33 protein-coding genes are annotated in these 26280 nt (G+C 70.6%); 10 read left to right on the top strand and 23 right to left on the bottom strand.

Annotated features, from left to right (window positions below):
• Positions 1-124 precede the first annotated feature (124 nt).
• Positions 125-1495, top strand: a complete 1371-nt coding sequence (locus ACIBEC_RS33560) for an IS1380 family transposase (RefSeq protein WP_360501069.1) — start codon at positions 125-127, stop codon at positions 1493-1495.
• Between the two features lie 162 nt (positions 1496-1657).
• On the opposite strand, the gene ACIBEC_RS33555 is transcribed toward ACIBEC_RS33560, so the two are convergent.
• The 5 genes from ACIBEC_RS33555 to phoU all read right to left on the bottom strand — a co-directional run bounded on the left by ACIBEC_RS33555 (position 1658) and on the right by phoU (position 5391).
• Entirely contained in the window at positions 1658-2272 is a 615-nt protein-coding gene (locus tag ACIBEC_RS33555; protein WP_360501067.1) for a peptidase inhibitor family I36 protein, read from the bottom strand.
• A gap of 385 nt (positions 2273-2657) precedes the next feature.
• Positions 2658-3275, bottom strand: a complete 618-nt coding sequence (locus ACIBEC_RS33550; RefSeq protein ID WP_360501065.1) for a peptidase inhibitor family I36 protein — start codon at positions 3273-3275, stop codon at positions 2658-2660.
• Positions 3276-3599: 324 nt separating this feature from the next.
• On the bottom strand, positions 3600-4424 hold the full coding sequence (locus ACIBEC_RS33545) for a transposase family protein (protein ID WP_360501129.1): 825 nt from the start codon (positions 4422-4424) through the stop codon (positions 3600-3602).
• An 8-nt stretch (positions 4425-4432) separates the two neighbouring features.
• Positions 4433-4681 (bottom strand): hypothetical protein, encoded by a 249-nt coding sequence (locus ACIBEC_RS33540; RefSeq protein ID WP_360501134.1) that lies wholly within the window; start codon positions 4679-4681, stop codon positions 4433-4435.
• Positions 4682-4764: 83 nt separating this feature from the next.
• Positions 4765-5391: a phosphate signaling complex protein PhoU gene (gene phoU, locus ACIBEC_RS33535; RefSeq protein ID WP_360501127.1), complete on the bottom strand. Its 627-nt coding sequence runs from the start codon at positions 5389-5391 to the stop codon at positions 4765-4767.
• 295 nt (positions 5392-5686) lie between these two features.
• Here phoU and ACIBEC_RS33530 point away from each other — a divergent pair, with 295 nt between their 5' ends.
• The 5 genes from ACIBEC_RS33530 to ACIBEC_RS33510 all read left to right on the top strand — a co-directional run bounded on the left by ACIBEC_RS33530 (position 5687) and on the right by ACIBEC_RS33510 (position 9226).
• The gene (locus ACIBEC_RS33530) at positions 5687-5890 is read left to right on the top strand and encodes a replication-relaxation family protein (RefSeq protein ID WP_360501063.1); all 204 of its coding nucleotides are present in this window, start codon (positions 5687-5689) and stop codon (positions 5888-5890) included.
• 47 nt (positions 5891-5937) lie between these two features.
• The gene (locus ACIBEC_RS33525) at positions 5938-6825 is read left to right on the top strand and encodes a replication-relaxation family protein (RefSeq protein ID WP_360501060.1); all 888 of its coding nucleotides are present in this window, start codon (positions 5938-5940) and stop codon (positions 6823-6825) included.
• A 184-nt stretch (positions 6826-7009) separates the two neighbouring features.
• Complete coding sequence (locus ACIBEC_RS33520) at positions 7010-8494, top strand: hypothetical protein (RefSeq protein ID WP_360501057.1); 1485 nt, start codon at positions 7010-7012, stop codon at positions 8492-8494.
• Positions 8495-8725: 231 nt separating this feature from the next.
• Positions 8726-9013: a hypothetical protein gene (locus ACIBEC_RS33515; protein WP_360501054.1), complete on the top strand. Its 288-nt coding sequence runs from the start codon at positions 8726-8728 to the stop codon at positions 9011-9013.
• Positions 9014-9070: 57 nt separating this feature from the next.
• The gene (locus ACIBEC_RS33510) at positions 9071-9226 is read left to right on the top strand and encodes a hypothetical protein (RefSeq protein WP_360501052.1); all 156 of its coding nucleotides are present in this window, start codon (positions 9071-9073) and stop codon (positions 9224-9226) included.
• Positions 9227-9795: 569 nt separating this feature from the next.
• On the opposite strand, the gene ACIBEC_RS33505 is transcribed toward ACIBEC_RS33510, so the two are convergent.
• The 9 genes from ACIBEC_RS33505 to ACIBEC_RS33465 all read right to left on the bottom strand — a co-directional run bounded on the left by ACIBEC_RS33505 (position 9796) and on the right by ACIBEC_RS33465 (position 16914).
• Positions 9796-10365, bottom strand: coding sequence for a helicase associated domain-containing protein (locus ACIBEC_RS33505; RefSeq protein WP_360501049.1), 570 nt, complete (start codon positions 10363-10365; stop codon positions 9796-9798).
• Positions 10283-11626, bottom strand: a complete 1344-nt coding sequence (locus ACIBEC_RS33500; protein ID WP_360501046.1) for a DEAD/DEAH box helicase family protein — start codon at positions 11624-11626, stop codon at positions 10283-10285. The genes ACIBEC_RS33505 and ACIBEC_RS33500 overlap by 83 nt, the downstream gene beginning before the upstream one ends.
• 246 nt (positions 11627-11872) lie before the next feature.
• Positions 11873-12571: a helix-turn-helix domain containing protein gene (locus ACIBEC_RS33495; RefSeq protein WP_360501043.1), complete on the bottom strand. Its 699-nt coding sequence runs from the start codon at positions 12569-12571 to the stop codon at positions 11873-11875.
• Entirely contained in the window at positions 12568-12858 is a 291-nt protein-coding gene (locus ACIBEC_RS33490; protein ID WP_360501040.1) for a helix-turn-helix domain-containing protein, read from the bottom strand. Before ACIBEC_RS33490 ends, ACIBEC_RS33495 begins: the two co-directional genes overlap by 4 nt.
• Before the next feature lie 428 nt (positions 12859-13286).
• A complete protein-coding gene (locus tag ACIBEC_RS33485) occupies positions 13287-13454 on the bottom strand; it encodes a hypothetical protein (protein WP_360501037.1) in 168 nt (55 codons plus the stop codon).
• Positions 13455-13584: 130 nt separating this feature from the next.
• Positions 13585-14286, bottom strand: a complete 702-nt coding sequence (locus ACIBEC_RS33480) for a hypothetical protein (RefSeq protein WP_360501034.1) — start codon at positions 14284-14286, stop codon at positions 13585-13587.
• A complete protein-coding gene (locus tag ACIBEC_RS33475; RefSeq protein ID WP_360501031.1) occupies positions 14283-14891 on the bottom strand; it encodes a sigma factor-like helix-turn-helix DNA-binding protein in 609 nt (202 codons plus the stop codon). The genes ACIBEC_RS33480 and ACIBEC_RS33475 overlap by 4 nt, the downstream gene beginning before the upstream one ends.
• A gap of 620 nt (positions 14892-15511) precedes the next feature.
• Complete coding sequence (locus ACIBEC_RS33470) at positions 15512-16258, bottom strand: hypothetical protein (protein WP_360501028.1); 747 nt, start codon at positions 16256-16258, stop codon at positions 15512-15514.
• Positions 16255-16914 carry a hypothetical protein gene (locus tag ACIBEC_RS33465; RefSeq protein ID WP_360501026.1) on the bottom strand — a complete coding sequence of 220 codons (660 nt, stop codon included), beginning with the start codon at positions 16912-16914 and terminating at the stop codon, positions 16255-16257. Before ACIBEC_RS33465 ends, ACIBEC_RS33470 begins: the two co-directional genes overlap by 4 nt.
• A gap of 117 nt (positions 16915-17031) precedes the next feature.
• On the opposite strand from ACIBEC_RS33465, the gene ACIBEC_RS33460 reads away from it, so the two are divergent.
• Together ACIBEC_RS33460 and ACIBEC_RS33455 are read left to right on the top strand one after the other, a co-directional pair.
• The gene (locus ACIBEC_RS33460) at positions 17032-17961 is read left to right on the top strand and encodes a Ku protein (RefSeq protein ID WP_360501023.1); all 930 of its coding nucleotides are present in this window, start codon (positions 17032-17034) and stop codon (positions 17959-17961) included.
• Positions 17962-18207: 246 nt separating this feature from the next.
• On the top strand, positions 18208-19440 hold the full coding sequence (locus ACIBEC_RS33455) for an MFS transporter (RefSeq protein ID WP_360501020.1): 1233 nt from the start codon (positions 18208-18210) through the stop codon (positions 19438-19440).
• Positions 19441-19502: 62 nt separating this feature from the next.
• On the opposite strand, the gene ACIBEC_RS33450 is transcribed toward ACIBEC_RS33455, so the two are convergent.
• The 7 genes from ACIBEC_RS33450 to ACIBEC_RS33420 all read right to left on the bottom strand — a co-directional run bounded on the left by ACIBEC_RS33450 (position 19503) and on the right by ACIBEC_RS33420 (position 22777).
• Complete coding sequence (locus ACIBEC_RS33450) at positions 19503-19928, bottom strand: hypothetical protein (RefSeq protein ID WP_360501017.1); 426 nt, start codon at positions 19926-19928, stop codon at positions 19503-19505.
• Positions 19925-20641, bottom strand: coding sequence for a phytanoyl-CoA dioxygenase family protein (locus ACIBEC_RS33445; protein ID WP_360501014.1), 717 nt, complete (start codon positions 20639-20641; stop codon positions 19925-19927). The genes ACIBEC_RS33450 and ACIBEC_RS33445 overlap by 4 nt, the downstream gene beginning before the upstream one ends.
• On the bottom strand, positions 20625-20837 hold the full coding sequence (locus ACIBEC_RS33440; RefSeq protein ID WP_360501011.1) for a hypothetical protein: 213 nt from the start codon (positions 20835-20837) through the stop codon (positions 20625-20627). Before ACIBEC_RS33440 ends, ACIBEC_RS33445 begins: the two co-directional genes overlap by 17 nt.
• The gene (locus tag ACIBEC_RS33435; RefSeq protein ID WP_360501009.1) at positions 20834-20983 is read right to left on the bottom strand and encodes a hypothetical protein; all 150 of its coding nucleotides are present in this window, start codon (positions 20981-20983) and stop codon (positions 20834-20836) included. Before ACIBEC_RS33435 ends, ACIBEC_RS33440 begins: the two co-directional genes overlap by 4 nt.
• A 152-nt stretch (positions 20984-21135) precedes the next feature.
• On the bottom strand, positions 21136-21987 hold the full coding sequence (locus ACIBEC_RS33430) for a helix-turn-helix transcriptional regulator (protein ID WP_360501006.1): 852 nt from the start codon (positions 21985-21987) through the stop codon (positions 21136-21138).
• 27 nt (positions 21988-22014) lie between these two features.
• A complete protein-coding gene (locus ACIBEC_RS33425; RefSeq protein ID WP_360501004.1) occupies positions 22015-22530 on the bottom strand; it encodes a DUF6879 family protein in 516 nt (171 codons plus the stop codon).
• A complete protein-coding gene (locus tag ACIBEC_RS33420) occupies positions 22511-22777 on the bottom strand; it encodes a hypothetical protein (protein WP_360501001.1) in 267 nt (88 codons plus the stop codon). The genes ACIBEC_RS33425 and ACIBEC_RS33420 overlap by 20 nt, the downstream gene beginning before the upstream one ends.
• Positions 22778-22953: 176 nt before the next feature.
• Here ACIBEC_RS33420 and ACIBEC_RS33415 point away from each other — a divergent pair, with 176 nt between their 5' ends.
• Positions 22954-24201, top strand: coding sequence for a ParA family protein (locus ACIBEC_RS33415; protein ID WP_360500998.1), 1248 nt, complete (start codon positions 22954-22956; stop codon positions 24199-24201).
• Between the two features lie 134 nt (positions 24202-24335).
• Entirely contained in the window at positions 24336-25367 is a 1032-nt protein-coding gene (locus tag ACIBEC_RS33410; RefSeq protein WP_360500995.1) for a ParB/RepB/Spo0J family partition protein, read from the top strand.
• An 88-nt stretch (positions 25368-25455) separates the two neighbouring features.
• On the opposite strand, the gene ACIBEC_RS33405 is transcribed toward ACIBEC_RS33410, so the two are convergent.
• Positions 25456-25737: a hypothetical protein gene (locus ACIBEC_RS33405; RefSeq protein ID WP_360500992.1), complete on the bottom strand. Its 282-nt coding sequence runs from the start codon at positions 25735-25737 to the stop codon at positions 25456-25458.
• 192 nt (positions 25738-25929) lie between these two features.
• The gene (locus ACIBEC_RS33400) at positions 25930-26163 is read right to left on the bottom strand and encodes a hypothetical protein (protein WP_360500991.1); all 234 of its coding nucleotides are present in this window, start codon (positions 26161-26163) and stop codon (positions 25930-25932) included.
• Positions 26164-26280 lie beyond the last annotated feature (117 nt).

The raw sequence follows: 26280 nt of genomic DNA, 5'->3' as shown, positions 1-26280 counted from the left end.
AGCCTCGCGCTTTCATGAAGCGGGCTGTCCGACGGGTGGTCAGAAAAGCAGAAAGTGCCTCTGACCAGCAAGAATGAGGATTATCGAGGTCCTTGTTCCTGCCACTGTCGGAGGCACTTCCCAGGTGAGTCAGCGTAGCGGGTCGTACCCGCGTATCCGGGTCTCGGGTGGTGGTGCCGGGGTGGTCTCGCAAGCCGGCGGGCTGCTGCTGGTTGAGACGGTCCGCAGGTCGGGACTCGATATCGCCGTGTCCGAGGCGCTCGTGCCGTGGCGCAAGCCCCGGGCGGTGCACGATCCCGGCAAGATCCTGCTGGATGTCGCGCTGGCCGTGGCGCTGGGCGGCGACTGCCTGGCCGACGTCGCGACGCTGCGGGCCGAGCCCGGCGTGTTCGGGCCGGTCGCCTCCGATCCGACCGTTTCGCGGCTCATCGACACGCTGTCGGCAGCCGGTCCCCGTGCGCTCGCGGCCGTCCGCCGGGCTCGAGCCGATGTCCGCGAGCGTGTGTGGCAGCTGGCCGGGCAGACAGCCCCGGGCGCGGACGGCCAGGTGACCGTGGACATCGACGGGGTGCTCGTCATCGCGCACTCCGACAAGGAAGCCGCGGCCGCGACCTGGAAGAAGACCTACGGCCACCACCCGCTCATGGCGTTCGTCGACCACGGCCCGGCCGGGTCCGGGGAGCCGGTCGCCGCCGTGCTGAGACCGGGGAACGCGGGCAGCAACACCGCCGTCGACCACATCGAAGCCGCCTGCCTCGCACTGACCCAGCTGCCGAAGACATACCGACGCGGACGGCGCACGCTCATCCGCACGGACTCCGGCGGCGGCACCCACGCGTTCGTGAACTGGCTCGACGCACGCGGACGGTGGCTGTCCTACTCGGTGGGAATGACGATCACCGACCAGGTTCATCAGGCTGTTCTGCTGGTGCCGGCTTCGGCCTGGACGCCGGCGGTCGAGCCCGGTGACCAGGTCCGTGACGGTGCCTGGGTCGCCGAACTCGCCGGGGACGTTCTCAAGGGCTGGCCGGCGGGGATGCGGCTGATCGTGCGCAAGGAACGGCCGCACCCGGGAGCGCAGTTGCGGTTCACCGACGCGGACGGGATGCGGCTGACCTGCTTCGCCACGAACACCACCGGCACGCCGATCGCCCAGTTGGAGCTGCGGCACCGCCGTCGGGCCAGGGCCAAGGACCGGATCCGTGCCGCCCGCGACACCGGCCTGCGCAACCTCCCCCTCCACGACGCCGCTCAGAACCAGGTCTGGCTGGAGATCGTCCAGCTCGCCCTCGACCTGCTGGCCTGGATGCCGATGCTCGCCCTGACCGGCGACGCGCAGCGATGGGAGCCCAAGCGCCTGCGGCTGTTCTCCGCCGCCGCCCAGCTCGTCACCACCGGCCGCCGCCGCTACCTCCGCCTCGCCCGCCACTGGCCCTGGACCGACATGATCACCACCGCGTTCGAGCGCTTGCAAGCCCTGCCGAACCCCGGCTGACCAGCAACAACACCTCACCTCAACGATCATCCCCACCATCCGGAGCTGTGGAAACCGGCGCCCACCCGACGCGACAGCCGGGCCATCAGCCTGTCCACCACCAGCCCGACAAACCGAAACGGCCCGCCGGATGAACCGACGGACCGTCACGAAAGATCGAGGCTAGAGCTGCGACAGGGACGGACAGGTTCCAATCTCGTTGGTATTGGGATCTGTCGATGTGTTGAGGTCGCCATTAGGGTTGAGTGTCCACTTAGCTGCTATCCAAACCGGCGTCCCGAAAGCATTCCTGCTCACATTATACCCACGAGCGTAATACAATGTTGGATTGAACACGGACCTAATCGAACCCGCAAGGCCGTAGTTAGACAGGCGGAGAGTGCTCCCCATGCCGTGGTTCGGGTCCCCCGGGCACCACTCTGAGCCTGTCGTGAAGGCCAGGTAGCCGTAGGCGAAGTAGGTGTCGGTGTACAGGCACAGGTTGTGGTCGGGGCAGTTGAACGCGGCATGCGGCGCCACAGTGCCAGGGCCGGCCTTCGGAACGTATGTCAGCGTGACATCACCGCTGGCGTAGTGGATCGAGTTGCCGTTGACCACTCCACCAGGAAGCCGCTTCAACTGATCCTTGATCTGCTGCTGAACCCACGCATTCCCCGCTGATGACGACGCCGGGGACGATGTGCTGGCCGAGGCGATCGTGCCCGGACCCATGATGGCGATTGCGGCTGCTGCAGCTGCGAGCCCAAGTCCCAACGACCGCCTTGACAGGAACGTCATGCTTTCCCCTCCTGGTCGCGCGCAAACCCAATAGGCTCAGCGGATTCCGAGCCCCAGCTTTCGAAGCGCACGGAAAGTCAAACTAGCAGCGGGATCGCCGCCCCGATACAACAAAACAAATAGAGCATTGAGAAGAAGAGGAGCAGGACATCACGTACATGGCGCGATCCTGCCTGTTTATGCTTGGACTGGCCGACGCTCGCGTGAGCGTGGCGGGCTTTAGACAGGATCTCGTTTGCGGTCACGGCCTAGTTGGGTGAACAGCGCGGCATTCCGCGAGGAGGGTGCACTCTCGACCTGGGAGATGCACCCCCGGACTAGGGCAACGTAAAGAGTAGCGATGTCACCTGGCAGGACTAAGCTTGCCGAGCTGGCTGATCTGCCGCTACTTGGCGGTGAATTGCCCAGTCGACGAACAGGTTTGAATGTAATCCGCAACCGGGTTCGTCTGGGTGTTGAAATCCCCATTTGGGTTCAAGTTGTAGTAGATATCATAGACAACCGAACCCCAGTTAGTGTGCCAATTGTAACCCCTCACGTAGTACGGTCCCGCGTTGTAAACGGAGCGTATCTTTCCCATGAGTCCATATTGTTGAGTGGGGATTGTAGCGCCCATGCCGTGGTTCGGGTCCCCCGGGCACCACTCTGAGCCTGTCGTGAAGGCCAGGTAGCCGTAGGCGAAGTAGGTGTCGGTGTACAGGCACAGGTTGTGGTCGGGGCAGTTGAACGCGGCATGCGGCGCCACAGTGCCAGGGCCGGCCTTCGGAACGTATGTCAGCGTGACATCACCGCTGGCGTAGTGGATCGAGTTGCCGTTGACCACTCCACCAGGAAGCCGCTTCAACTGATCCTTGATCTGCTGCTGAACCCACGCATTCCCCGCTGATGACGACGCCGGGGACGATGTGCTGGCCGAGGCGATCGTGCCCGGACCCATGATGGCGATTGCGGCTGCTGCAGCTGCGAGCCCAAGTCCCAACGACCGCCTTGACAGGAACGTCATGCTTTCCCCTCCTGGTCGCGCGCAAACCCAATAGGCTCAGCGGATTCCGAGCCCCAGCTTTCGAAGCGCACGGAAAGTCAAACTAGCAGCGGGATCGCCGCCCCGATACAACAATCAAGGTATTGACCTCGATTCGTGAGCACGCCCGGTTCGTGACCAGGGCTGATGCGTTCTCCGGTGGCGAGATGAGTGGTTCGCCCCGGCCTGGCGGTGCATGGGCGATTCACCCGAATGGAAATGGCGAACGCGACTCATGATGATCAAGATTGTCGAAGCCACGAAGGGGTCGCGACCTGCGCGGCGTGGTCGTCACCGCCGATGCCCTTACAGTATGCCGACGTCGGCATAACGCGTCGAAGGTGGCCACGGTGCCGGCCAGGTCGAGCCCGACGCGCATCGGCTTGAAGACGGTAATCTCGTTGGTCTTGGAGCACCTCCCATTGGGCGGCAACCAGGCCGGTGCCGGTGGACCTGGGTGCCGTCGGCACGACGGGCGCCCCAAACGGTCTTGCCGTCCACGGCCAGCGAGCGGCGAGCACGCCGGCCCGGTTCCTGGTCGGGCGGCGGACGGTCGGCGTCGCGGGCGGTGAGCCAGGCCCCGATCGCCGCGTCGAGGGCGTTGCCGTCGGCGCACTGCAGGATCCGGCGCACGGTGGCTTCGGCCGGGGCGGTGGGGCCGGACGGTTCGCGGTTCGGGGCTCCGAGGGCGGTGAGCACGGCCGCTGGGGCGTCGGCGGCCCACTCCGCGATCGCGGTCAGGGATTTCGCGCCGGCCAGCACCGCGCACGCGCGGCGAGTGCGAGGATGAAGGCGAGGGGGTGGCGGCGCCCCTTGGTCCGGCGCGGATCGGGCACCGCTGCCAGGCGGTCCAGCAGCTGCGGCTGTTCCCCAGGCTCGGCAGGTCGAGCGGCGATCTCGGCGTCGGCCTCCGCCTTCACCGCCGCGCCGGCGTCGTGGACCTCGGCCGGGTCCGCGGCCGCCCGTGTCGTCGCCCATCCCGGGGGTGGGCAGGTAGACCGGGATGATGACCCAGGACACCTTGCCCTGCCGGTATGACTGGCGCAGCGCCCGGCCCACGGCCTGGACGATGTCGATCACGGAGGACTTGGGGTCTGCGAAGCAGACGGCGTCGATGGCGGCGACGTTGATGCCGTCGGTCAGGAGCCGGCTGTTGCAGATGATGCAGGACTGTTCGCCGTCCTCGCCGGTGGCGCGAACGCGGCCCGGCGGTCCTTGAGCCTGTCGGTGCCGGCCACGGCGAGCGCGGTCAGCCGTTCGGGACGGTCCGCGTCCTTCAGCAGGGCGGCGGCCGTGGTCAGGGTGTCCGCGAACTCCCGCGCCCCGGCCACCCGGGAATGGAAGGTGATCACCCTTCGCAGGTCCAGGTCGGCGACCGCGCGCAGCACCGCGATCTGCAGCGCGTGGCGCAGCAGTTCCTCGTTTAAGGCACTGTATAAAGTCGGAGATGCTGTTCATTCCGCACCGGTGGTCACGGACGGTCGGGATGGGCTACCTCGGGCGGCAGGTCGTCGGCCCTGGCGCCGGTGATGAGGTAGATCGTGTGCTCGGCAACATGGACGGCGTGGTCGGCGAAACGCTCGTAGAAGCGACCGGCCAGGGTGACATCCACAGCGCTCTGCACACCGTGCTGCCAACGCCCATCCAGCAGGTGCTGGAAGAGGGCCCGGTGCAGATCGTCCATCCGGTCATCGGCGCTCTCCAGCGCCAGCGCCTGCTCGACCTCACGGGTGGCGAGGATGTCGGCGGACTTGGCCATCAGGTGCTGCGCGAGGCATCCCATCTCCTGGATCACGGCGTGCAGCTCGGCCGGGACCACCGGGTCCGGGTAGCGGCGCCGGGCCAGTTCGGCGACGTGTCGGGCCAGGTCGCCGGCGCGCTCCAGATCGGCACCGGTCTGCAGCGCCGATACCAGAATGCGCAGATCGGTGGCGACCGGTTGTTGGCGGGCCAGCACACTGATCACGCTCTCGTCCAAATCGCGCCGCATAGCATCGAGCTGCGCGTCGGCGGCGATCACGTCTTCGGCGAGTTGCAGGTCCACGTCCAGCAGCGCGGCGGTGGCTCGGCCGATCGCTGACGCCGCGAGTCGGGCCATCAGTAGCTGCGCGTCGCCGACCGCAGCGACTCTCACCGCCACCGCCCCACCCAACCAGCCAACCACCACCCACAAAGCCAAGGACAGGAAGGGGAAGGACAGGGTTGTCGGGGCGGTGAGTTTCGCCTTGACGGCCACTCACGACGGCTGCTGACCTCGCACCAGTTAGTGCACCCGTTGTCGGATCGCGACCGGATGGGCCGATCTTGGTAAGAAAAGTGGTGAGAGGCGCGGGCTTACCTACGGGTGCTTGCCGCCACCGGGGCGGTGGGCACCCGATCGTGAGGAGCCCGTGATGGCGATGCCGCCCGAGATCGACCACCAGGTCGTGGCCGCGCTGTACCAGTTCCGGATGGCCACGGCCGAGCAGCTGCGCCTCCTGCACACCCCCGACAGCCAGCCGGAGCTGATGCGTCGACGGCTGCGCCGGCTGACGAAGGAGGGCCTGGTCGAGGACGTCCTCCTCCCGCAGGCGGACGGCTGCGGGCCTGGTTCCTGACCGAGCGGGGCGCGCGGATCGCCGCCCGCTTCCCGGAACTGGAGGGCGTGGCCTCCCTGCCGTTGCCCGAGGACAAGACCGAGGCGCGGCTGCGGGTCGGGCACATCCTGGCCGTCACCCGCACCCAGGCCGCCTTCGTCGCCGGCGCCCGCAAGGCCGGTGACGAGTGTCGACCGCTGGACTTCCTGCCGGAGGTCTACCACCGCTACGGCGAAGGCCGGGACGGCGCCGTCATCGCCGACGGCCTGCTGCACTACACCGCCGTCGCGGGCGGCCGGAGGCTGTGCCGGGCATTCGTCGAGGTCGACCGCGGCACGATGGCCAGCGAGAAGCTCGCCGCCAAGCTGATCGGCTACGCCCGCTTCCGCGAGTACCACCCGATCCCGCCCCACCTGCGGCGCACCGCGGGCGCGCAGAGCGTTCTGCTGGCCTGGCAGCAGCACTACGTGGTCTTCCCGCGGCTGCTGTTCGCCCTGGCCGACACCGGCGAGCGCGCCGCCCGGCAGCGCATCCGCGACCTCCAGGGCATCGCCGATGCCCACCCGCTGGTCGCCCGGATGCTGATGACCGTGAAGGCCAGCGCGGCCCGCCTGGCCGACCTCGAGCAGCTTGGGGTGGGGCAGGTCGAGGAGTGGAAGGCGGCGCCGGCGGGGTTGCATGCCCGCTTTGCGTCGCGTTTCACCAGATCGGAGCCGCAAGGGCGGGCGCTGGAGTACATGGCCGGGTTGATCGCCGCTCGTCCCCGCCGGCAACTGCTGGCGTACTGCTCCGGCAGGCGGTCAGTATGGCGGCAACGGGGCGTGCGGAGTCGTGCAGTGCGCCCCGTGCGGTGCAAGTTCCGTGGCTGGAGCGACTGTTGGGTGTGGTGGTGTTCCGAACGTTGGTTCATACGGGTTATTCGATCGGGGGAGTATGGCCTTTGCCGGCCGGCGTAGTTGTAATGGCGGGTGACCGACTGTGGGGTGCCCATTCCCCTGTCGGGGCGTCGGGGTGGTGATCGCTTGACGGGTCACCTTCCCCATGCACGGGCACCCTGACAGGTGGAATTCGTCGGCCGCACCAACTGGCGCGGCCGTATTCGGGCAGCCCCACTCCCGACTCACTCAAGGGGCTGCTCACATGGCAGTAACCATCGTTCCCACCCCCGTGGCGGCGTGTTCCGCCTTCACCGCCACGGCCACCGGCGCGCCCGCGGGGGCCGTCACCGCTGTCTTCTTCTATGACGGCGCCGCCCCGCAGTCGCTGCCGGTGGTCGCCGGCGCCGCCGGACCGGTGACGTTCACGGCTGTCGGCTCCGGCGCGCAGCTGGTCCTGGTGACCTACCTGGATGCCGTCAACACCGTGGTCGGGGCCGACAGCGGCACGGTCACCGTCAACGCGGCGCCGGCCGGGACCATCTCCACGACGCTGTCGATCGCCGTCGGCGGCCTCGTGACCGCCGGGACCACCCTGACCTGCAGCGCCGGCCTGGTTTCCATCAACGGCACCCTGACCTACACCCTGCCGGGCGGGGCCACGGTCACCGCCCCGGTGGTCAACGGCGTGGTCGGTCCGGCAAGTCTGGGACTGGCGCTGACGGCCGGTCAGGCGGTGGGGGTCAGCTTCACCCCCGCCGCCGGCACCTGTGCGGCCTGCACCTTCGCGCCGATCACGGTCACCGTGCCGGCGCCGCCGAGCTGTTCGGTGGTCATCATCCAGCCGGTGGTCGGCCCGATAGTCGCCGGCCAGCCCACCGTCGTGTCCGCGGTGGTCCTGTGCAACGGCGTGCCCGTTCCGGGTGCAACGGTCACCTTCAACGGCGACGGGGCCACCCCGGTCACCGCCACCACCAACGCACTCGGAATCGCCACCGGGTCGATCACCTTCCCCACCGCCGGACCGGTGTCGCTGACCGCCACCGTCACCGCGGCCGGCACCACCTGCACCTGCACCAACGTCGTCTCCACCCCGGTCACCATCACGGTGACCACGCCGCCGACCTGCCTGGTGCTCCTGCTGTCGCCGGTGGTACCGGTGGTCGCCGGCCAGCCCACCGTCGTGTCCGCGGTGGTCCTGTGCAACGGCGTGCCCGTTCCGGGTGCAACGGTCACCTTCAACGGCGACGGGGCCACCCCGGTCACCGCCACCACCAACGCACTCGGAATCGCCACCGGGTCGATCACCTTCCCCACCGCCGGACCGGTGTCGCTGACCGCCACCGTCACCGCGGCCGGCACCACCTGCACCTGCACCAACGTCGTCTCCGCCCCGGTCACCATCACCGTCACCGTAGGCGGCCCCGCCGCGAGCCTGCAGGCGCTGCCGTCCTGCTGGCGGAGCCACTGGGAGCACGCGCTGGCAAATCCCTCGCACGGGCAGCCGTACCCCGTCACCGCCACACTGCAGGCCCAGCTCACTCCCGCGGCCGCCGGCGTGGCGGTGACCTTCCTCATCGCCGGACAGCCGGTGGGCTCGGCGGTGACGGACGCGTCCGGGATCGCGACCCTCACCACCGGACTGAACCTGCTTCAGGTTCAGTCCGGCACCTTCACCGCGACCGCCACCGTCGGCGGCACGACGCTGCAGTCGACCGCCACCCTGCTGCCCTGCCAGCCGCAGCAGTGACCGGACCGGCCCTGTCCGGCCCGGGACGTGGATCGCGGACCGGTACTGGTGGCCGAGCCGGGTGAGGCCTGACCTCATCGTCCGCAGATGAGCGGCCCACCTCGAAGGTCCGTCCCCCCGCCCCCGCACGGCGGGGGGACGGACGCGCTGGGGGCGTAGCGGCGAAGCCACCGTACCCGCCGCCACGCCCGCAACCGTACTGCCGCGTCCCTGGTCAGTGGAGTTGTCCCCATGAGCTTGACCATGTTCCTTCTCGCGCTCGGCGCCACCTGCCGCGTCACCCGCTTCCTGACCAAGGACACGCTCGCGGGCGGTCTCAGGATCTGGGTCGCCGATCGCTTCGGTGAAGAGTCCAAGGCCGCGTATCTGATCACCTGCGGCTGGTGTTCGAGCGTCTGGGTGTCCGCCGTCGCGGTCGGCTGTGCCGCGTACCTGGAGGGCAGCCCGTGGTTCCGGATACCGGCGACCGCGCTCAGCGTCTCGTACCTGGCGGGTGTGGCCTCACGGTGGCTGGACTGACCAACACCCCCTTTCCAGAAGACCCGAACCCCAGCACCCGGAAAGGAGACTGAACGAATGGCCTGCAACTGCGGCGGAGGATCACCACAAACCGTCGTTTACCAGCTGAACCTGCCTGACGGCACCGTTCGCCAGTACGTCACCTACCAGGAAGCCCTGGCCGCACAGCACCGAGAAGGCGGCGCCGGAACGATCACCGTCGTCAGCTGGTGACACGGGCGCCCGGCATCGGGGCGCACCGAAGGCGGTCGGCGCTTCGACCGGCCGCCTTCCCCTTTCCGCACGAAGGGACGAGCAGCACCGTTGCCGTCCCCGCGCATCCGCTTCCATGGCCGCCCTCGCCTGCCTGACCGCCATCCGGGCACACGAGCTGGCAAAGGGGGGCTCCAGACCCGGCCGCAGCGGCCTGATACCGCCGTCCGTCCCCGAGATCCGCCGCCTCATCGGCCTGCTCCTCCATCCTCGCCACCTCACCGCGGCCCACCAGCCAGGGGTCGCCGTCGGTGGCGTCGATGATCAGGCGGCCCTGGATGTAGGTGCCCCAGCCGTCGCCGAGCGCCTCGACCCAGCCCCAGCCCGCGCACCCACCCCGCCGCCACACGGCCCGCCTCGGACGCCTCGGCGAGCAGCGCGTTCACCGCGTGCTGCCGCTCCGGCCGCTCCTGGTCCTCGCTGTCGCCGGTGTCCTCGGAGCGGGGGGGCGGTCACCGCCTGGTCAGGTCAGCCCATCACGGTCTCGGCGTGCCGGCGCAGGGCGTCCAGGAGCGCGGTCTGCCGGTCGGTCAGCTTCCCGTCGGTGTGGGCCTTGTCCTGTTTGCGCAGCAGGCGTAGCCGCGCTCCCAGGCGTTGGCGTGCTTGGACCAGATCATGCCGAGCGCGTCCAGCTCCGAGACGCGCGCGGCATCGAGCAGGCCCTGGCCGTTCAGGTAGCGCTGCCGGTCGAGCCAGGAGATCAGCTCGCCGTACACCTCCTTGTCGGGGGGGTCGAGGTGGCCGTGCTCAAGGTGGAACCGGCTGGCCAGGCCGTGCATGCGCTGCCACTCGACGGCCCGCGGGTTGAACGCCCGCAGCTTCACCGTCTGGAGGATCCGCGCCGCGTGCCGGCGGGCGTCGATCCGCAGCCAGTCCACCGGCGACTCCACCACCGCCGGCTGCTGCTCGCCTTCCCCGGCCTCGGCGGCCGCGCCTTCGGCGGCCTGCGCCGTGGTGGTGAGCTGGGGCTGGGCGCGGTGGGCGCGCAGCTCGGTGATCCGGCCCACCACCCGGGCGTCATGGGCGGCCAGGGCGCGCAGGACGCGCCAGATCGTGCGGAACGAGCTGGCTTCGATCTCGGTGTCGGCCTCGTCCTTCACCGCCGCGCCGGCGTCGTGGACCTCGGCCGGGTCCGCGCCGGCCGTCTCGTCCCCGACCAGCGGGTGGGGAGGTAGACGGGGATGATGACCCAGGAGACCTTGCCCTGCCGTAGGACTGGCGCAGCGCCCGCCCGACGGCCTGCACGATGTCGATCACCGAGCTCTTGGGGTCGGCGAAGCAGACCGCGTCCACGGCGGCGACGTCGATCCCCTCCGTCAACAGCCGGCTGTTGCAGAGGATGCCGCACTCTTCGCCGTCGTCGCCGGTGTGGGCCTTGAACTCCGCGAACGCCTGGCGGCGGTCCCGCAGGCGGTCGGTGCCGGCGACCGCCTTCGCCCAGATCCGCTCGGGGCGGTCCGCGTCCTTCAGCAGCGCGGCCGCCGCCGGCAGATCCGCGGCGAACTCCCGCGCCCCGGCCACCCGCGAGTGGAACGTGATCACCCGCCGCAGCTCCAGATCCGCGACCGCCCGCAGCACCGCGACCTGCAACGCCAGGCGCAGCAGGTCCTCGTTCGAGCGCTGGGAGCGCAGGTCGGCGACCGCGGGCAGGTTGAGCAGGTCGCGCAGATCCTCGTCGGTGACGACCGGCACCAGGACGCGGTAGTCGGCGAGGTAGCCGTGCTCGATCCCCTGGCCGAGGGTCCAGGTGTAGACGGTGGGGCCGTAGATCGTCTCGTCGTCCATGGAGCACAGCGCGGGCAGCGCCGGGGTGTCGACATCGGGGTCGATGTCGGTGAGGTCGGTCAAGCCGTCCTTGGCGGTGCGGTCGTCGGCGATCCGCGGGGTGGCGGTGAAGTACAGGCGCCGGACGGCGGGGACCTGGGCGTCGTCGTGGACGGCGGCCCAGGCCTTGCCCTCGGAGCCTGCGGTGCGGTGTGCCTCGTCGACCACGACCAGGTCCCACGCCGGCAGGCCGCACTCCCCGTGTGCCTGGACGATGCGCTCCAGGGACGCGTAGGTCGCGTACACGGTCACCGGGTCGCCCGGCCGCGCGGCGGCGACCAGGTCCGCGATCCGCGGGGCCTTGGTGGTGACCTGGGCGTGTACGCGGCCGCCGGCCTCAGCGCTCTCCAGCGCCTCCTCCCGTGAACACGCCGCCACCGCCAGGCCCCGGCGCCCGCCCTTCAGGGACCACGCCTCCGCGGTCTGCTCCAGCAGCTCGATCGTCGGCACCAGCACCAACACCCGTCCCCGGGCCGCCAGGCGCCGCGCGCACCCGGCCGCGATCAGCGTCTTCCCGGACCCGGTCGCCGCCACCACCGTCGCCCGGCCGCCCGCGCCGGCCGCCCGCCTTCACGGCCTTGACCGCGGCTGCGACGGCGTCCTTCTGGAACCAGTGCAACGGCAACGGGTTCACCGGACCGGCGGCGGTGCCGGCGGTCGGTTGCGCCGGGAGCGGGAACGCCCGGGCGGGCGGCGCGGCGGCGGTGGTCGTGGTCGTGGTCGTGATGGTCGTGGTGTCCACGGCGGTGCGTCTCCTTCGTGTGCCGGGTCAGGCGGACAGTGCTACTCGGGGATCCAGCCGCGGACCTCGAGGTACTGAATGTCGGCGTCCTCGACGGCGCGTCCGGTCTCCACCAGCCAGGCCCGCATCGCCTCGGTGACGTCCCCGTGGTGCTCGGCGACCCGCTGCGACCACTCGGCGGCGTCGAACCCGCCCGTGGACGCGGAACCGTAGGTGCGCTCCTCGGTACCGTCCGCACGCGGGACAAAACCGCGGCGGATGCCGCCGGAGTCCTTCTCCGACCCGGCCGAGTAGACGTACTGGTCAGCCTTCATCCGGACGGTGAACGCCAGGCGGCCGCCGGCCCGGCCGGTCGCGTGCACGACCGGGGCGAGGTGGGAGGCGCCGGAGCGGATGGCCTGACGTCCGGCACGGCCGGCCATCGACCCGCCCGCTTCCCCGACGACGTCCTTGCTCCGAACCCGGGCTTTCTGTCCGGTCCTGGTGCGGCGGCGTTCCACGTTCTCGGCCGCGATCCCGGCGAGCGCCTCGGTGTCGCGTTCGCCGCCGCGCGCCGCCCGCACGACCTGGCGCAGCGCGTTGACGAAGGCCGCGCCCTTGCCCTTGGTGAAGAACTGCGAGACCAGCGAGGCGTCACGGCCGAGGATCCGCGCGACCTGGCGCCGGGTGTAGCCCTGGTCGATCAGCTGCTGGGTGAGGCGGGCGGCCTCATTCGGGTTCTCCGGATCGGCCGGGCTCACTGCTCGGCTCCCTTCGCGGCAGCTCTGGACCGGCGCCGCGCGGGCGGCCACTCCAGACAGTTCGCGGCGTGGGTGGGCCCGGCCAACAGGTCCAGCGGACCCATCCCCCAGTGACTGGCCAGAGCGTCGACCTCGTCCAGCGACCAGGGCTGCGCTCCGGACTGCCGGCGCGAGACTTTGTCCTGGGTCAGGCCGAGAGCGGTGGCGAGTTCGCGCTGGCGTTCCCCGGTGCGCTGTCTGATCGCGGCGATCGTGAGTCGCAGCGTTTCCAACGTACTGAGCGTCATGGAGCGCATTCTATCCATTTTTCATGGATAAATCCCATGAATGTCGGATCTCGTTACCGGAACGAGTGACGGGAACGCCGGACTTGTGTGGCCTGCGGTGCGCGCGGACTCCCCCGAACGGCAGACCTGGATCTACGACTGGCGCACCGTTAGAGGGCGAGCGCGGCGGTGCCGTCGGCGAGGATCGGCCCGTCGACCGTCATGGTCCAGCCCCGCAGGTGCGGGGCGAGCAGGTCGAAGGCGCGGCCCCAGCCGGCTGCCAACCGGGCGGGCCGGCCTCGGCCCGGTCCAGGAGGACGTCCAGCAGTAGCGTCATGCCGCCATCGTGACGGGCGCTCACCGTCCGGCGCCAGGAGCGGACGGCACACTCGGTCGGCCCCGGCCACCGCGTGGGCGGCCGGGGCGGCCGGGGGCGGTGATGCGTCCGGTCAGCGGCTGCGGCGTCGGACGAGAACTTTGAGGACCTCGCGGGCGTCGTGGCGGCGGGTATCGCTGCGCGCGACGACGGCCGTCACCGCAGCGGTGGTGACGGCGAGGGCGTACCAGGCGGCGCTGGCCGCGGTGATGAGGGCGGCGTGCTGGAGCACGGTGGACATCGTGGGCCTCTCGTCGGACTGGGAAGTGGCCGGCGCCCGGGGTCCGGGCGGCCGGTGGCTGGCGTAGCTGGGGGGATGTCTCGCGGAATGCTGGGCGGGTGGGCCGGTCGTCCGGCTGCGCCGGGCCTGGTCAGCGCAGACTTGCGTACTCCTCGACGCGGTCGGCCAGGCGGCGGTCGGGGCAGGGGACGAGGCCGTCGGTGTCGTCGCCCGTGTGCATCACCAGGCGGTCGACCTCGACGGCCAGGGCGCCGGAGGGCGTGGAGGGCTTGGCGGTGCGGGTACCCATGACGATGGGGGCGGTCCGGAAGTAGTCGGGCATCTCCGGTACCGCCGGCATGGGGACACCCGGCCCCAGGTCCCCGTCGACGCTCACGGCCTGCTCGAACCACAGCCGGGCCTCGCGGATCTCCCCTCGGCCGAGGTGGTGCAGGTAGAGACACCAAGCGGAGGTGTGGTCGCCGGCCCCTGCCCCGATCTTCCACCAGAACTCGGCGCTGACGGGGTGCCCGGTGTAGTGCAGCAGGCAACCGAACAGCCGGAACCCTTCGATCTCCTGAACGAGATCCTCCACACGCTGGTCGCGTGGGCCCCGGGGGTCGTCCAGGAGATCGGCGAGATCGGTGATCCGGGCGAGCCGGGTGGTGCTGATCTCCCCGGAAACCACCGTCTCCAGGCACTGCCGGGCACGGTCCTGCTCCGCCCACCAGCCAGGCGGGGGCTGCTGGCCTCGCCGAATCCGTGCGACGTCGGCCGAGATGCGGCGCAGCGCGGCGGGGACGTCGAAGTCGTCGGAGGTGTCGAGGAGGTGGTCGAGGTTCTCGGGCTTCATCGGTCGGCTCCTTCGCGGCGGGGCCCGGGTACGGCAGCGGTGCGGCGCAGGACGTGTCGGGTGGTCAGCAGGCGTTCGAGGGCCGCGAGCGCGCGGCGGTGGTGGTAGTCGACGGTCCGCGGGTGGATGCCCAGGACCTCCGCGCTGTACTCGGCGGTGTAGCCCATGCTGGTGCGCAGGACGAACACTTCGCACTGGCGGGTCGGCAGTTCGGCGAGGGCGGTGTAGAGGCCGGCGCCGCCCTCGATCCGGGTGAGGGCCTGGTGCATCTGCTTCAGTGTGCGGCGCGCTTCCCTGAGACGGGCAGCCAGGTCCTTTTCGCGCCGGAGCCAGTGGACTCGGTACATGACCGCGCCGGCCAGGATCCCCCAGGTGTGCTGCTCGAAGTCTGGAGCCTCGAGCGCCTGGGCCCAGTTGTGGGCGAGGTAGGTGAACACCTCGTACGCGACCTCGTCGCCGACCGCGAGGTCCCCGATCATCTCGGCGGCGTAGCCGCGGAACGTCCGCTGCTTGGCCAGGAAGTAGGCCTCGAAGTCCAAGGGGAGGTCGACGGGCTCGTGCACGGCCGGGCCGGTTTCACTGCCCGCGAAGCTGTCGTCGTTCACCGGGGCGCTCCCGTACTGGCGTGCGCCTGCGCCGGGCGGAGCGCCGGCCGCAGGCAGGCGTTGGTGCGGACCGGCTGGAGGGCTGCAGCCGTGTCGCAGAGGGTGTCCATCTCACTCTTTCGGTCGGGTACGACGTCAAGTTCTGTACGTCGAAGCCACCTTGTGGCCCACCTCCAGACAAGCAAAGGAGCACCCCGGTTCACGCATATGGCCTAAGTGGATTTCACGGAAAGATCGCTTTCGGGTACCGAGCGTGACAGGCATGCATGTCAATGCCTCGCGCCCGCCGCAACGGCAAGCCGATTCCTCTATTACTCATGAGTATTCAGTCGGTAGCTGAACGTTACCGATGTGACTAGCGTCACTCAGTGCGTGCGCGGATCTCCTGTCCGAACCCGCTCACCCGATCCGTGCACAAGTTGACGCCCCACCCGGCCGAGCCGACACCACCCCGGCACTCACCCCGGCCGCCGTGGACTACCAGGTGGTCGAGCACGACTACGGCGGCCACCTCGCCGTCGTGGCCAGGCTCGACCTGGCGCTCGTCGAGGGCACCAGGCTGTACGACTTCACCTGAGACGCGGTCGGGGGCGAGCACGCGGAGGACCTCGCGCCAGCGGCTACGCCATCGCGGCGACGCCCACGTCGGCGGCCACGGCGCTGGGACCCGCATCTGCGGACGCGGAAGCCGCCGCGCTCGCCCTGCCGTGTTCGTCCGGCAGCAGCAGGTTCACCTCGCGGGGGCGTCGGGCCCGGCCCCGACCGGTGCAGCGGGCGGTGACCGTGCGGTGCTGGAGAGCACCGTAGCCGTCGCCGAGCCCCGCCCAGGCAGAGCCGCCGACAGTGAGGCGGAGCTCCGCGGTGCCCGGCCATGCGTCGAGGGTCAGGAGCGTCGCGCCGGTGGTCCGCAGGCGCTGTTCGAGGCGGGCGAGCTGGCGCGGCGCGGGCCGGCCGGTGGGCCTGAGGATGATCGTCTCGCAGGCGTCGGCGAGCACGGAGGCCACCTCTGTCCAGTGATCTCCGGGGGTGTCGATCAGCAGAGTGCGCTCCCACGGCAGGCCGTAGTCCCGGGCGCAGGCCAGCCCGGCGTCGGGCCAGCCGATGATCGCGGTCCACACGCCGGTCGACGCGGCGGCCGGCCCCGCCGCCACGGCGAGGAGCAGATTGGCGTCCAGGACCTCGACGACGACGCCCTTCGGCAGGCGGCCGTCCGGCAGCAGCGGTTCCAGCGCGGGCAGGACCGGCCGGGAGCCGGCCTCGGCCCGGGCACGGCGTGCGGCCGGGCTGGTCTCCTCCAGCAGGACCGCCAGCCGCTCCGCGCGCCCGGACTCCACAAGGTCCGGCACGAGGGCGATCGGCGCGCTCACCGCTCTCCCCCGGTGCCGAAGGCCTCCTTCGCCCTAGACGAGCCGCCGCCCTCGCCCGCGGAGCCGCCCGGGCCGGAGCGCGCCTCCACCGGGACGGCGACCGGGCGCAGGGTGACGGGGTCGGCAATCAGCCAGGCCGCCTGCCGATCCTCGCCCCATCGGGCGTTCACGATCCACGGCAGATCCGGCCCAGGGCGGCGCCGGGCGGTCAGCAAGGCGGAGCGCCACTGCCCGCCCGTACGGAGCCACGCCAGGCGCCAGCAGCCGTCGGAACCGTCCTGGGCGGGCTGTCCGGCGAGCTCCGCCGGGACGACGGTCGCGTCGTGCCACCGCCCGAAGAACGGCGCTGCGGCCGGAGGATCGTCCCGCGGCTCGGTCAGCGGCCTGACCGTGCGCTCGTCGAACAGGAACCAGCCCCAGGCGTCGCCGTCACCCCAGGCGACGTGTACCACCCACACCGCGCTGCCCGGCGGTCGCCGCCACACGGTCAGCATCGCCGGCCGCCAGCCGCCGCCCAGCCGGATCTCCACCAGGCGCCACCGCCGCGTGTCCCGTGAGTACCCGGGCAGCGTCATCAGCTCCCTGGGCGCCCGCTCGGCATCACCCGGCAGCGCCTTGGGGTGGGCGGCGAGGGAGAACGGAACGGCGGCGGTCACACCCCCACGATATCGCTCATGTGTTCGATTCTCTATTCGAGCGGCACTCCTGCCCAGGTCAGACCCCACGGCCCGACCGGAGAGCCCGGGCGCAGCATGGAAGGAGAGGAGGATGCGATGCCGAACGCGATCGCCAAGATGACCGTCAGCTTCTCGCTCGTGTCGATTCCGGTGACCCTTTTCGCGGCGACCGGTCGGCACACTGTGCCGCTGCACCAGGTCCATGCCGTCGACGGCGGCCGGATCCGGCAGAAGCGGGTGTGTGAGCTGGACGGTGCGGAGGTGCCGTACGAGGACGTCGCCCGTGGCTACGAGGCTCCGGACGGGCGCACCGTCGTGCTGACTGCCGGCGACCTCGCCGACCTCCCCCTCACGACCGCTCGGGAGATCAAGGTCCTGGGCTTCCTCGACGCGGGCCGGGTGGATCCGATCAACTACGACAAGGCCTACTACCTGGGCCCGTCCAACCCTGCCGCCGCCCGCCCGTACGCGCTGCTGCGCCAGGCCATGCTGGAGGCCGGCCAGGTGGCCGTCGCCCGCGTGGCCATCAGGACCAGGGAGTGCCTGGCCGTCCTGCGGGTCCGCGAGGAGGTCATCGTGCTCCAGACCTTGCTGTGGCAGGACGAAGTCCGCCCGGCCGCCGGCATCGCCCCCGAAGGCCTCCAGCTGCGCCCCAAAGAGGTCCAGCTCGCCCGGACCCTGATGGACGCCATCACCGAGGACTTCCAGATCGAGGCCGAACACGACGAGTACGCCCACGCCCTGGAACAGGTCGTCGAAGCCCGGCTCGCCGGCCTTGAGCCCCCGCACGCCCCCGAGTCCCGCGTCCTGCCACCCGGCGGCACCGTCACGGACCTCATGGGCATCCTCGAGCGCGCCCTCGCCGACGCCCAGGAGCAGCACCCGAAGACCAGCAGCGCCGTGAAGAGCACCAGCACCACCAAGCAGGCCAGCAAAAGGACCGCGGCCCACAAGACCACCAGCAAGGCCTTGTCGCCGAAGGCCAGCGGGGCGGCCCGAGGCAAGGGGCCGACCGGGCGGGCATGAGACCGGGACCGCCCCGGCCGTCTTTGCCTGACTGTCCCCGCCGACCACGTCGCGAAAGTCCTCGTCGTCCAGGTCGATCGGTACTTCGGCCGACCAGTCAACATAGCGAGCCGAGCCGGGTCCGTGGGGCGATCGGGGAGTCTGCGACAGGTGATCTTCAACTTACCCTAGGGTTACGGGAGTTCCCGGTGGCGAGCCTGCTGCCGGGACTTCGTGTTTTCCGGACGGGTGTGGATCTTGCGATACGTGCGGTTGCTGCGGCGAGGCCCGGTTCTTCTCCTGTGGGGCGCGCAGACGGCATCGGTGTTCGGTGACCGGTTGTACGCGCTGGCGGTGATGTGGCTCGCCTGGCAGAGATCCGGTGGCGCGGCGATGGGGCTGGTGGCCATCGCGGAGTCGGTGCCGTACATCGTGCTCGGCACCGTCGGCCGGCGGGTGATGGAGCGGTTCACCACGCTGCGCTCGCTCGCCGTGGTGGACCTGGTCCGCATGGTGCTGGTCGCGGCGCTGCCGTGGACGTGGGAGGTGTTCGGCACGCCGGGCCTGCTGGTGTGGGCCGGCCTGCTCGGGATCGGAGGGGCGCTGTTCGATCCGAACCTCGGTGCGCTGGTCCCGGACCTGGTGCGTCCGGAGGAGGTCCAGGCCGTCAGCGGGCTGATGGACTCGACCAACCGGATCGCGCGGGTCGCCGGCCCGGGTTCGGCCGGTGTGCTGCTCGCGGTGATGCCGATGGCCGGGCTGTTCTGGCTGGACGCGGGCACGTTCGCGCTCTCTGCCGTCGCCCTGGCCGTGCTGGGCGCCGGTGCCGTACGCAGGCAGGCCGGGCCGACCGGAGCGACGGCAGCGCCTGCTGCCAGGCCGCGGGCTCGGGCGCTGGTGCGCACGCACCCGGAGACCGGGGTCGTGCTGGCCGTCCACGGGATCGCGATCTTCGCGGGTGCGGTGTCGATCGTGATGCCCGCGCTGGTGGCGGTGCGGCTCGGCGGCGGGGTCGGCACGTACGGCGTGATGCTGGCCGCGACGGGGGCCGGGTCGATCGTCGGCAACGCGGTCGCCGGGAACGTCCGTCTCCCCCGGGCCCTGCCGGTGTTCTACTGCGCCGCGTGGGCCGTCTCCGGGGTGTTGATGGCGGTGACTGGGTCGGTGAGCACGGTGGCCGAGCTGGTGGCGGTGTCGGCCGCGTACGGGGCCGTCTCGCCGTTCCTGGCGGTGTCGCTGTCCACGCACCTGGCGCAGTTCCCGCCGGCGGCCCGCAGGCGGCTGCTGACGCTCGACCAGACGGTGATCCGGACCATGGGCACCCTGGCGATGGCGGGGATTCCCGCGCTGGCCGCGGCCCACCCGAGGGCCGGGTTCACCGCCGGCGGTCTCGTCACCGCCGTGGTGGGCGTCGCCGGGTGCGCGGTCGTGGTGTGGTGGGCGAGGACCCGCACGCCGCTGCCGGGTGCGGAGCCGGTGCTGGAGAGCGTGAGCGGCTGAAGACGCGAGCGGGGCCGGCCTCCGCCAGAGGGAGGCCGGCCCTTCGCGCTGTGGGTCTCAGATCACGCGATCAGGGACCAGTGGGTGACGGTGATGTCCTCCAGCGGGATGCCCAGCTGCTGGTAGATCCGCTGGTGCATCGCGCCGAACCAGGCGTCGCGCCGGTCGGCGAAGAACGCCGGGTCGTACCAGGCGACGCCGAGCAGCACGGTGCCGCCGCCGTTGGGGTTGCCGATCTCGGGCTCCCAGTAGGTGCACTGCCAGTCCCAGAGCATCAGCTCCTCCGGGCGGCTGCGCAGCCGCTCGTCGGACTCGCGAAGGGCCTCGATGCACCGCTCGGCGGTGGCGGCGTCGGGGCAGTAGTAGGTGCAGTCGGACTTGCCGATCGGGGTCTTGTCGGCGCGGCGGGCCGCGTCGGCGTCCTCCCCGGTCAGGACGCGCACGCGGGTCACCGCGGTCGCCTGGTCGAGCGTGTCGAGGATGGTCACAGTGGTGCTCTCCTCTCCCTTGTCCTGCCGGACTGCCAGCCCGTGCCGCTGATCGGCACGACGCTGGGGCTCTGGGGGTCGCGCCGCAGGATGCCGCCCGGCGCGGTGTAGCGGACGTTCAGCCCGATGCGGGCGCCGCTACCGGTGTTGGTGCCGGAGCGGTGCACCAGACGGCTGTCCATGAGGACGGCGCAGCCGGCGCGCAGCGGCACGGGGATGGTGGTCTCGGGTGTGAAGCCGGCGGCCTGGTCGGCCCGGCCGCGCCTGGCGGTGGTCGTCGGCTCCTTCTCGACTGGCAGGTAGCCGGCCGACTGCGATCCCGGGGCGACCTCGAGGCATCCGTTGGCCTCGGTGGCGTCGGTGATGGCCAGCCACGCCGAGACGGAGCGCTCGGGGTCCAGCTCCAGGCGGGCGTCGGTGCCGTCCTGGTGCCAGGGGATCTCGAACACCTTCCCCGGCCACTTCGCGACGAGGAATGTGTTCTCCACGGCGACGTCGGGGCCGAGGACGGCCTGGACGGCGGCGAGCAGGTTCGGGGAGCGGACGGCGCAGGCGGCCCAGTCCTCGGTCAGGTGGGGGTTGCGGACGATCTCGCGGTCGCGGTGGGAGGCGACCAGGAGAGCGCCGCGGCCGCGCGCCGCGCCGGGATACGACCACTCGATGGGCGAGCTCATGCCGCGTCGGCCGAGGATGCCGTCAAGCTGAGTGAGCACGGCTTCCTCCGTGGATCGGGCAGGAGCAGGTCGGCCAGCCGGCCGCGGGGTGGTGGGCGTGGGCCGGGACGTCGTCGGGGTCGAGGGCGAGCGGGCCGGTGTCGTGGGACCGGGTGCCGTCAGGGCCGACGCAGTAGGTGCGGATGGTCAGGCCCGGCCGGCGCTTCTCGGGCGGGACGAAGTCAGCGCTGTTCACTGCGGCCGCCGGCCGCGCATCTCGCGGAACAGCCGGGCCCGGCGCAGGGCGGCGCTGTGGTTCGGGATGCGGACCACCGTCCTGCCGTCGACCGTCACCACCAGGTCGTGGCCGGGGTGTCGAGGATGCGGTCTGCTCGCGGGCATAGCGGTACTCCAGCGCGTCGCGGGACTTGGTTGCCGCCCGGGGCGTCCACGGTGCCGAGGGGGATCGGTTGAGTCCTCGCACCGGGCGGCATCAACGACGGTAGGGAGTAGCGAAGTGGTCACTCAACGAAGTTGCACGGGATTACACGGATTCATCCGAGGGCGTCGATCGCCGCCGCGATCAGGGCCCGTGCCGGTGCGCCGCGTACCGCAACGTCGGACAGCTCGGCGAAGGCCTTCTCGTACATGGTGATCTCGCTGGGCTGGGTGATCGTCAGGTACCCGGAGACCAGCTCCACGTTGACCTGGGTCTGGTCGTAGATCCAGAACCCCTCCACCGGCCAGCCGTTGTCCCGGTCCGGCCGCATCGGCACCACGCCGAGGCTGACGTTCGGCAGCCGGCCCACCGTGAGCAGGTGGCGCAGCTGCTCCAGCATCACCGGGCGCCCGCCGAGGCCGTTGCGCAGGACGCTCTCCTCGATCAGCAGGGCGAAGCGGTGCCGGCCTTCGTAGAGGATGTGCTGGCGGTCCATCCGCTCGTCGACGGCGGCCTCGACGTCGTCGACCAGGCCGCGGCGGTCGCGGATCGCGGTGAGCACCCTGGTGGTGTAGGCGCGGGTCTGCACCATGCCGGGCAGCACCCACGGCGCATACGCGCGGAAGGAGCGGGTGCGCTCATACAGGGGCCGAACCGCCTGCTGGGCCTGGCGCAGGCCGGAGCGTTCCATCCGGCGCCACTCCAGGAACATGGCGTCGGCCTGGCGGCTGCGGGCGATGAGGTCGCCGGCTTGGTCGTCGGCGCCGCACGCCGCGCACCAGGCACGGATGTCCGCGTCCGAGGGCGGGGTCTTGGCGTTGATGATGCGGGAGGTCTTCGCGGGAGTCCACCCGCACCGGGCGGCCAGCTGCTTGCCGTTCAGGCCGGCGTCCAGCATGAGCTCGCGCAGGCGCTCGGCGACGGCCTTGCGAGCGGCCTGGGCGCTGGACGACGGGGAAGCTGGCATGGTCCGGTGCGGGTGGGGGTGCTCGAGTCAGACCGCGTACCGGTCGTGCGGGACGGCGCGCTCCCACACCGCCTCGAACGCCGCAGTGCAGTGCTTCGCCAGGGCGGGATCCTGGAGGATCTCCTCCCCGTCCTCGGCAAGCTGCCCCTGGCCGGTGAAGTGGTGGTAGTGCACCACCTGGTCGTCGAAGACCCAGAAGTCCAGACCCGGCAGGCACAGGTCCTTGGTGTGGCGCCGCGGCAGCCACCGGACCAGTTCACCGGCGGCCAGGTTGCCGAAGGTCAGGTCGTGCTCGTAGCGGATGTAGTCGTGGACCGGCTCGGAGACGATCCGCGCCCGCCGCACCACCACGCCGCGCCCCACGGCCTCGGCCACCGCGTCGTGCCACCCGTGCCACCACGAGCCGCGATCGGCCGGATCCAGGCGCTTGCCCTGCTGGAAGGCGATGAACTCCGGGTCGTCCAGCATGTAGTGGTCGCGCATCTCCAGATGCACCGCCGAGCGCTGCGCCCGGGCGAGCGCCTTACGAACCGGTGTTGCCACGTGGGGCCTCTCCGTCGGGCCGCGGGATGAACTGGAGCATGTTGGCGGGCAGCCGGATCACCGTCTCGTGCTCCGGAACGTCCGTCGTATGGCCGGGGACCGAGCCGACCTCCTGTGCCTGCCGGACCGTCGCCTCGTCCGCCTTCCAGGACTGGATGATCAGGTCCCCGGTCTCTTCCTCCACCCAGATCGTCGGAGACTGGTCGGATGGGGTGTTCGGCCAGATCCCCAGAAAACGTAGCGTCACAAGAGCCTCCCGCACCAAGCCGGTTACACGGACTTGCACGACGCTCCTCCCCTGGGCGACGGCCCGTCAAGGACTATGGCCCTGCGGTCACCTTTACCGCGGTAAAGGCCAGCGTGCTGGCATTCCTAACGTGTCGAGCTTCGCGCACGGTTGGCGACGTTAGTAAGGTACCGGCCATGAGTTCCCCAGCCACCTCCAACGACCGCGAGAAGGTCGTGTCCAAGCTGCCAGGATGGCTCTGGCAAACGCTCAAGGTCCGAGCGGCACAGCACCGCGTCGAGATCCAGATCGCCGTTGAACGAGGCATCGCGGCCTGGATGGCCCTGGCTTCTGCCCCGGGCACCATCGACACCTCCGGCGCCGAATCGTTCTCCACCTTCCTCCCCAATGGGCAGTGGGAAGCATTCCGGCAGACAGCGGCAGACCGAGGCGTCTCCCTGACGCAAGGGCTCGCCCAATCCGTGCAGCTGTGGCTGGAGACGAACCCGGCTCCCACCGTGAAACGCGCCAAGCACCCGCGCCGCCGCATCGTCTGCAACCAGAAGGGCGGCGTCGGCAAGACAGCTGTCGCGGCCGGCCTTGGCGCGGCGCTCGCGGAAGACTCCGAGGCCCTTCACCCGGTACGCATCTCCAAGCACTTCGCTGCGCTCCTGGAAGACGTTCAGGGCCCTGACCCGCTAGAGCTTGAGGAGCTGCCCGGCCTCGGCCGCCGCACGCTGCTGGTCGACTTCGACCCGCAGCGCCACCTCACCAAGCAGCTGGGGCAGGAAGAGATCCCCATGGCGTCGGACATCGACAGCCTCAGCAAGCACATGACGGGAGAAGCCAAGCGCGACATCCGCGACCTAGTGGTGTCGATCCAGGATGACCGGTACGGCGGGCGGCTCGACTTGCTGCCGGGGTGCCAGGACGGCTTCCTCCTGGACGTCGCCTTGTCGAAGGTGCGCTTCCGGGAGGCCGCTCTCGAACGCGCTCTGGCGCCGCTTGAGCCGTTCTACGACGAGATCATCGTGGACTGCCCGCCCAGCCTCGGGCTCAGTATGGACGCGGCCATCTATTACGGACGCCGGCGGGAAGACGAGGATCCCGGCACCTCCGGCGCTCTCATCGTCGTCCAGGCCGAGGACAGCAGCGCCGACGCTTACGACCTGCTCATCAGCCAGATTGAGGATCTCCGCAACGACATGGGCGTGGAGATCGACTACCTCGGCATCGTGGTCAACCTCTACGACCCGCGCCGCGGCTTCATCGCCACCTCCTCACTCCAGGCCTGGATCGACATAAAGGATCCGAGGGTGATCGCGGTCATCGGCGACCTGACCGACCAGCGCAAGGCCGTCCGCGTCAGGCAGCCACTGCTGTCCTTCGCGCCGCGCGGCGAGCAGGCGGCCACCATGCGCGCTCTGGCCCGGGAGGTGTCATGACCCGAGTAGCCGACCAACTTGGCACCGGGGCGTCTTTCGCCCGGGCGCAGGGCGGCGTCAGCGCGCGGCGCCAGGCCGTCGCTGCCAGCACTGGGGCACCCACTACCGGGGCTCCGGATAGCCGTCTGCGGGCTTTGCCGCTCACGCAGCTCGTACCGACCCGGTTCAACCCGCGCCGGAACTTCGGCACGGAGGAGGAGCTGCGAAAGTTCGGGCTGAAGCTCAAGAAGAAGCAACTGCAGCCCGCCGTCGCGGTCACTCGCGACGCCTACCTCAAGCTGTGGCCGGGCGAGGCGGAGAAGATCGGCGGCGCGGTCTACGTCATCGCCAACGGTGAGCGGCGCTGGCGGGGCTCGCAGGCAGCTGGCGTCCTCACGCTCGATGTGGTGGTCGACGACGAGATCGCGAAGTCCCGCGCCGACTTCCTGGACGCGGTGCTCTCGGAGAACAACGACCGAGAGGACCTCGACCCGATCGAGCGTGCCCTCGGCATCAGGACGATGGTCGAAGAGCTCGATGGCAAGGCCAAGGTCGCGGAGCACTATGGGAAGTCTCCTGGCTGGGTCACTCAGCAGATGTATCTGCTGGACCTGGCACCGGAGCTTCAGGAGCTGGTGAGCTCGGGAGAGCTTCCCCTGCGGGAGACCCGGGCGTTGGCGAAGCTCCCAGTGCACGAACAGGTGGAGGCCTGGCGGGCTCGATCTGCTGAGCGGGAGGAGGAGAAGGCGCAGCCGCGGCAACCGAGGAGCCGCCAGAAGCAGTCGAGCGACGGAGAGGCACCCGGCGCCGCCGCGAGGCCGGCCTTTACCGCGGTAAAGAAGAGCGCGACCGATGGCGCCGACGAAGCCTCCGAGGCGGTGGGCTTTACCGCGGTAAAGCCCACCGTCGGAGCAGAGCCTTCCCCGGCCCAACGTGATGCCTCAGTGCCGCATCAGGCCTCGGCGGAAGACGCCGCAGCAGCCGGCCCACTCGCTGACTTCGCCGTCTACGTCAGCAAGGCCGGCGCGTTCGCCGACTCGGTCCAGGGTCTGGCCCAGGCGTACGCCAAGGCAAGGGAGACTGACCAGGACCGTACAGCCGAACTCGCGGCGCAGCTCCGCGCCCACGTGCTGCGCGTTGTGGACCAGCTTCCCGACGTGTGCCCCGTCGAGGACGCGACGGCGTAAGCCCAGGAATGCAAAGAGGCCCCGTACCGGCGCAGACGCGCGGTACGGGGCCTCGTGTTGGTTTGCCGACCTGTTCACGGGCGCGGCGCTAGTCTGTGGTTCGCTCTCCCCGGTTGATGGCGCGGACGGTCTTCGAAGCCAGGCCCAGCCGCCCGGCGAGGCGGTCGAGCGGGACACCCCTGCGCAGGGCCGCGCGGATGGCGCGGTCGCGATGGGCCTTGTACCTCTGGCGGATCCCGGCACCGGCGACGGTGCGCTGGAGCGCGACGGCGGCCCAGCCGAGGGCGACGCCCTGCCAGGTACGGACGCGGTCGCGGAGTCGGAGGGTGGTCGGGCTGGCGGCGGTCGGGGCGGTCGGGTTGGTGGACATGGCCGGCTCCTCACCTGGGCCACGTGCGGGCCCTGCGTGCACGGTGAGGCCAGATGGGCAACCGGGGCAAGACCGCCGTTTCGGCCACTGGGCATGGGTGGGAGGATGGAGACGGCGGACCGCCCCCACTTACCCTGGGGACGGTCCGCCGTCTGCGTGACGGGCGCCGTGCCGGCGCCGAGGTTCTGAGTGTTACTGGGCCCTGCGCACGCGGGAGCCGGTGACCGTGCCACCCGGCTCGGCGTCGCGGGCGGCGGCTTCGACGGTGTCCAGCAGGTGCGCGCCGGAGGCGTTGGCCGGGCCGAGGCCCGATCCTCGGTAGGTAACGGAGTCGCCGGACGCCGTCTTCATGTCAACCTCGGCCTGGTAGACGGTGGTCGAGTCGGACGAGCTGGATGATCCGGAGCTGCGGCGGAAAAAACCCATGGTGATGACTCCTCAGTCTGATGTGCTGGATGGATGGTCAGGTGCTGCCGAGGTCAGGGAGGCGGGATCCGCGCTGCCCTGGTGTCTTCATGCCCCCTTGCGAAATGAGCTGGTGTA

Origin of the sequence: Kitasatospora sp. NPDC051164 (assembly GCF_044455625.1) — a bacterium.
GTDB lineage: Bacteria > Actinomycetota > Actinomycetes > Streptomycetales > Streptomycetaceae > Kitasatospora.
Note: the sequence above shows the minus strand (reverse complement) of the source record. Positions and strands in the feature narration are given on the sequence as shown.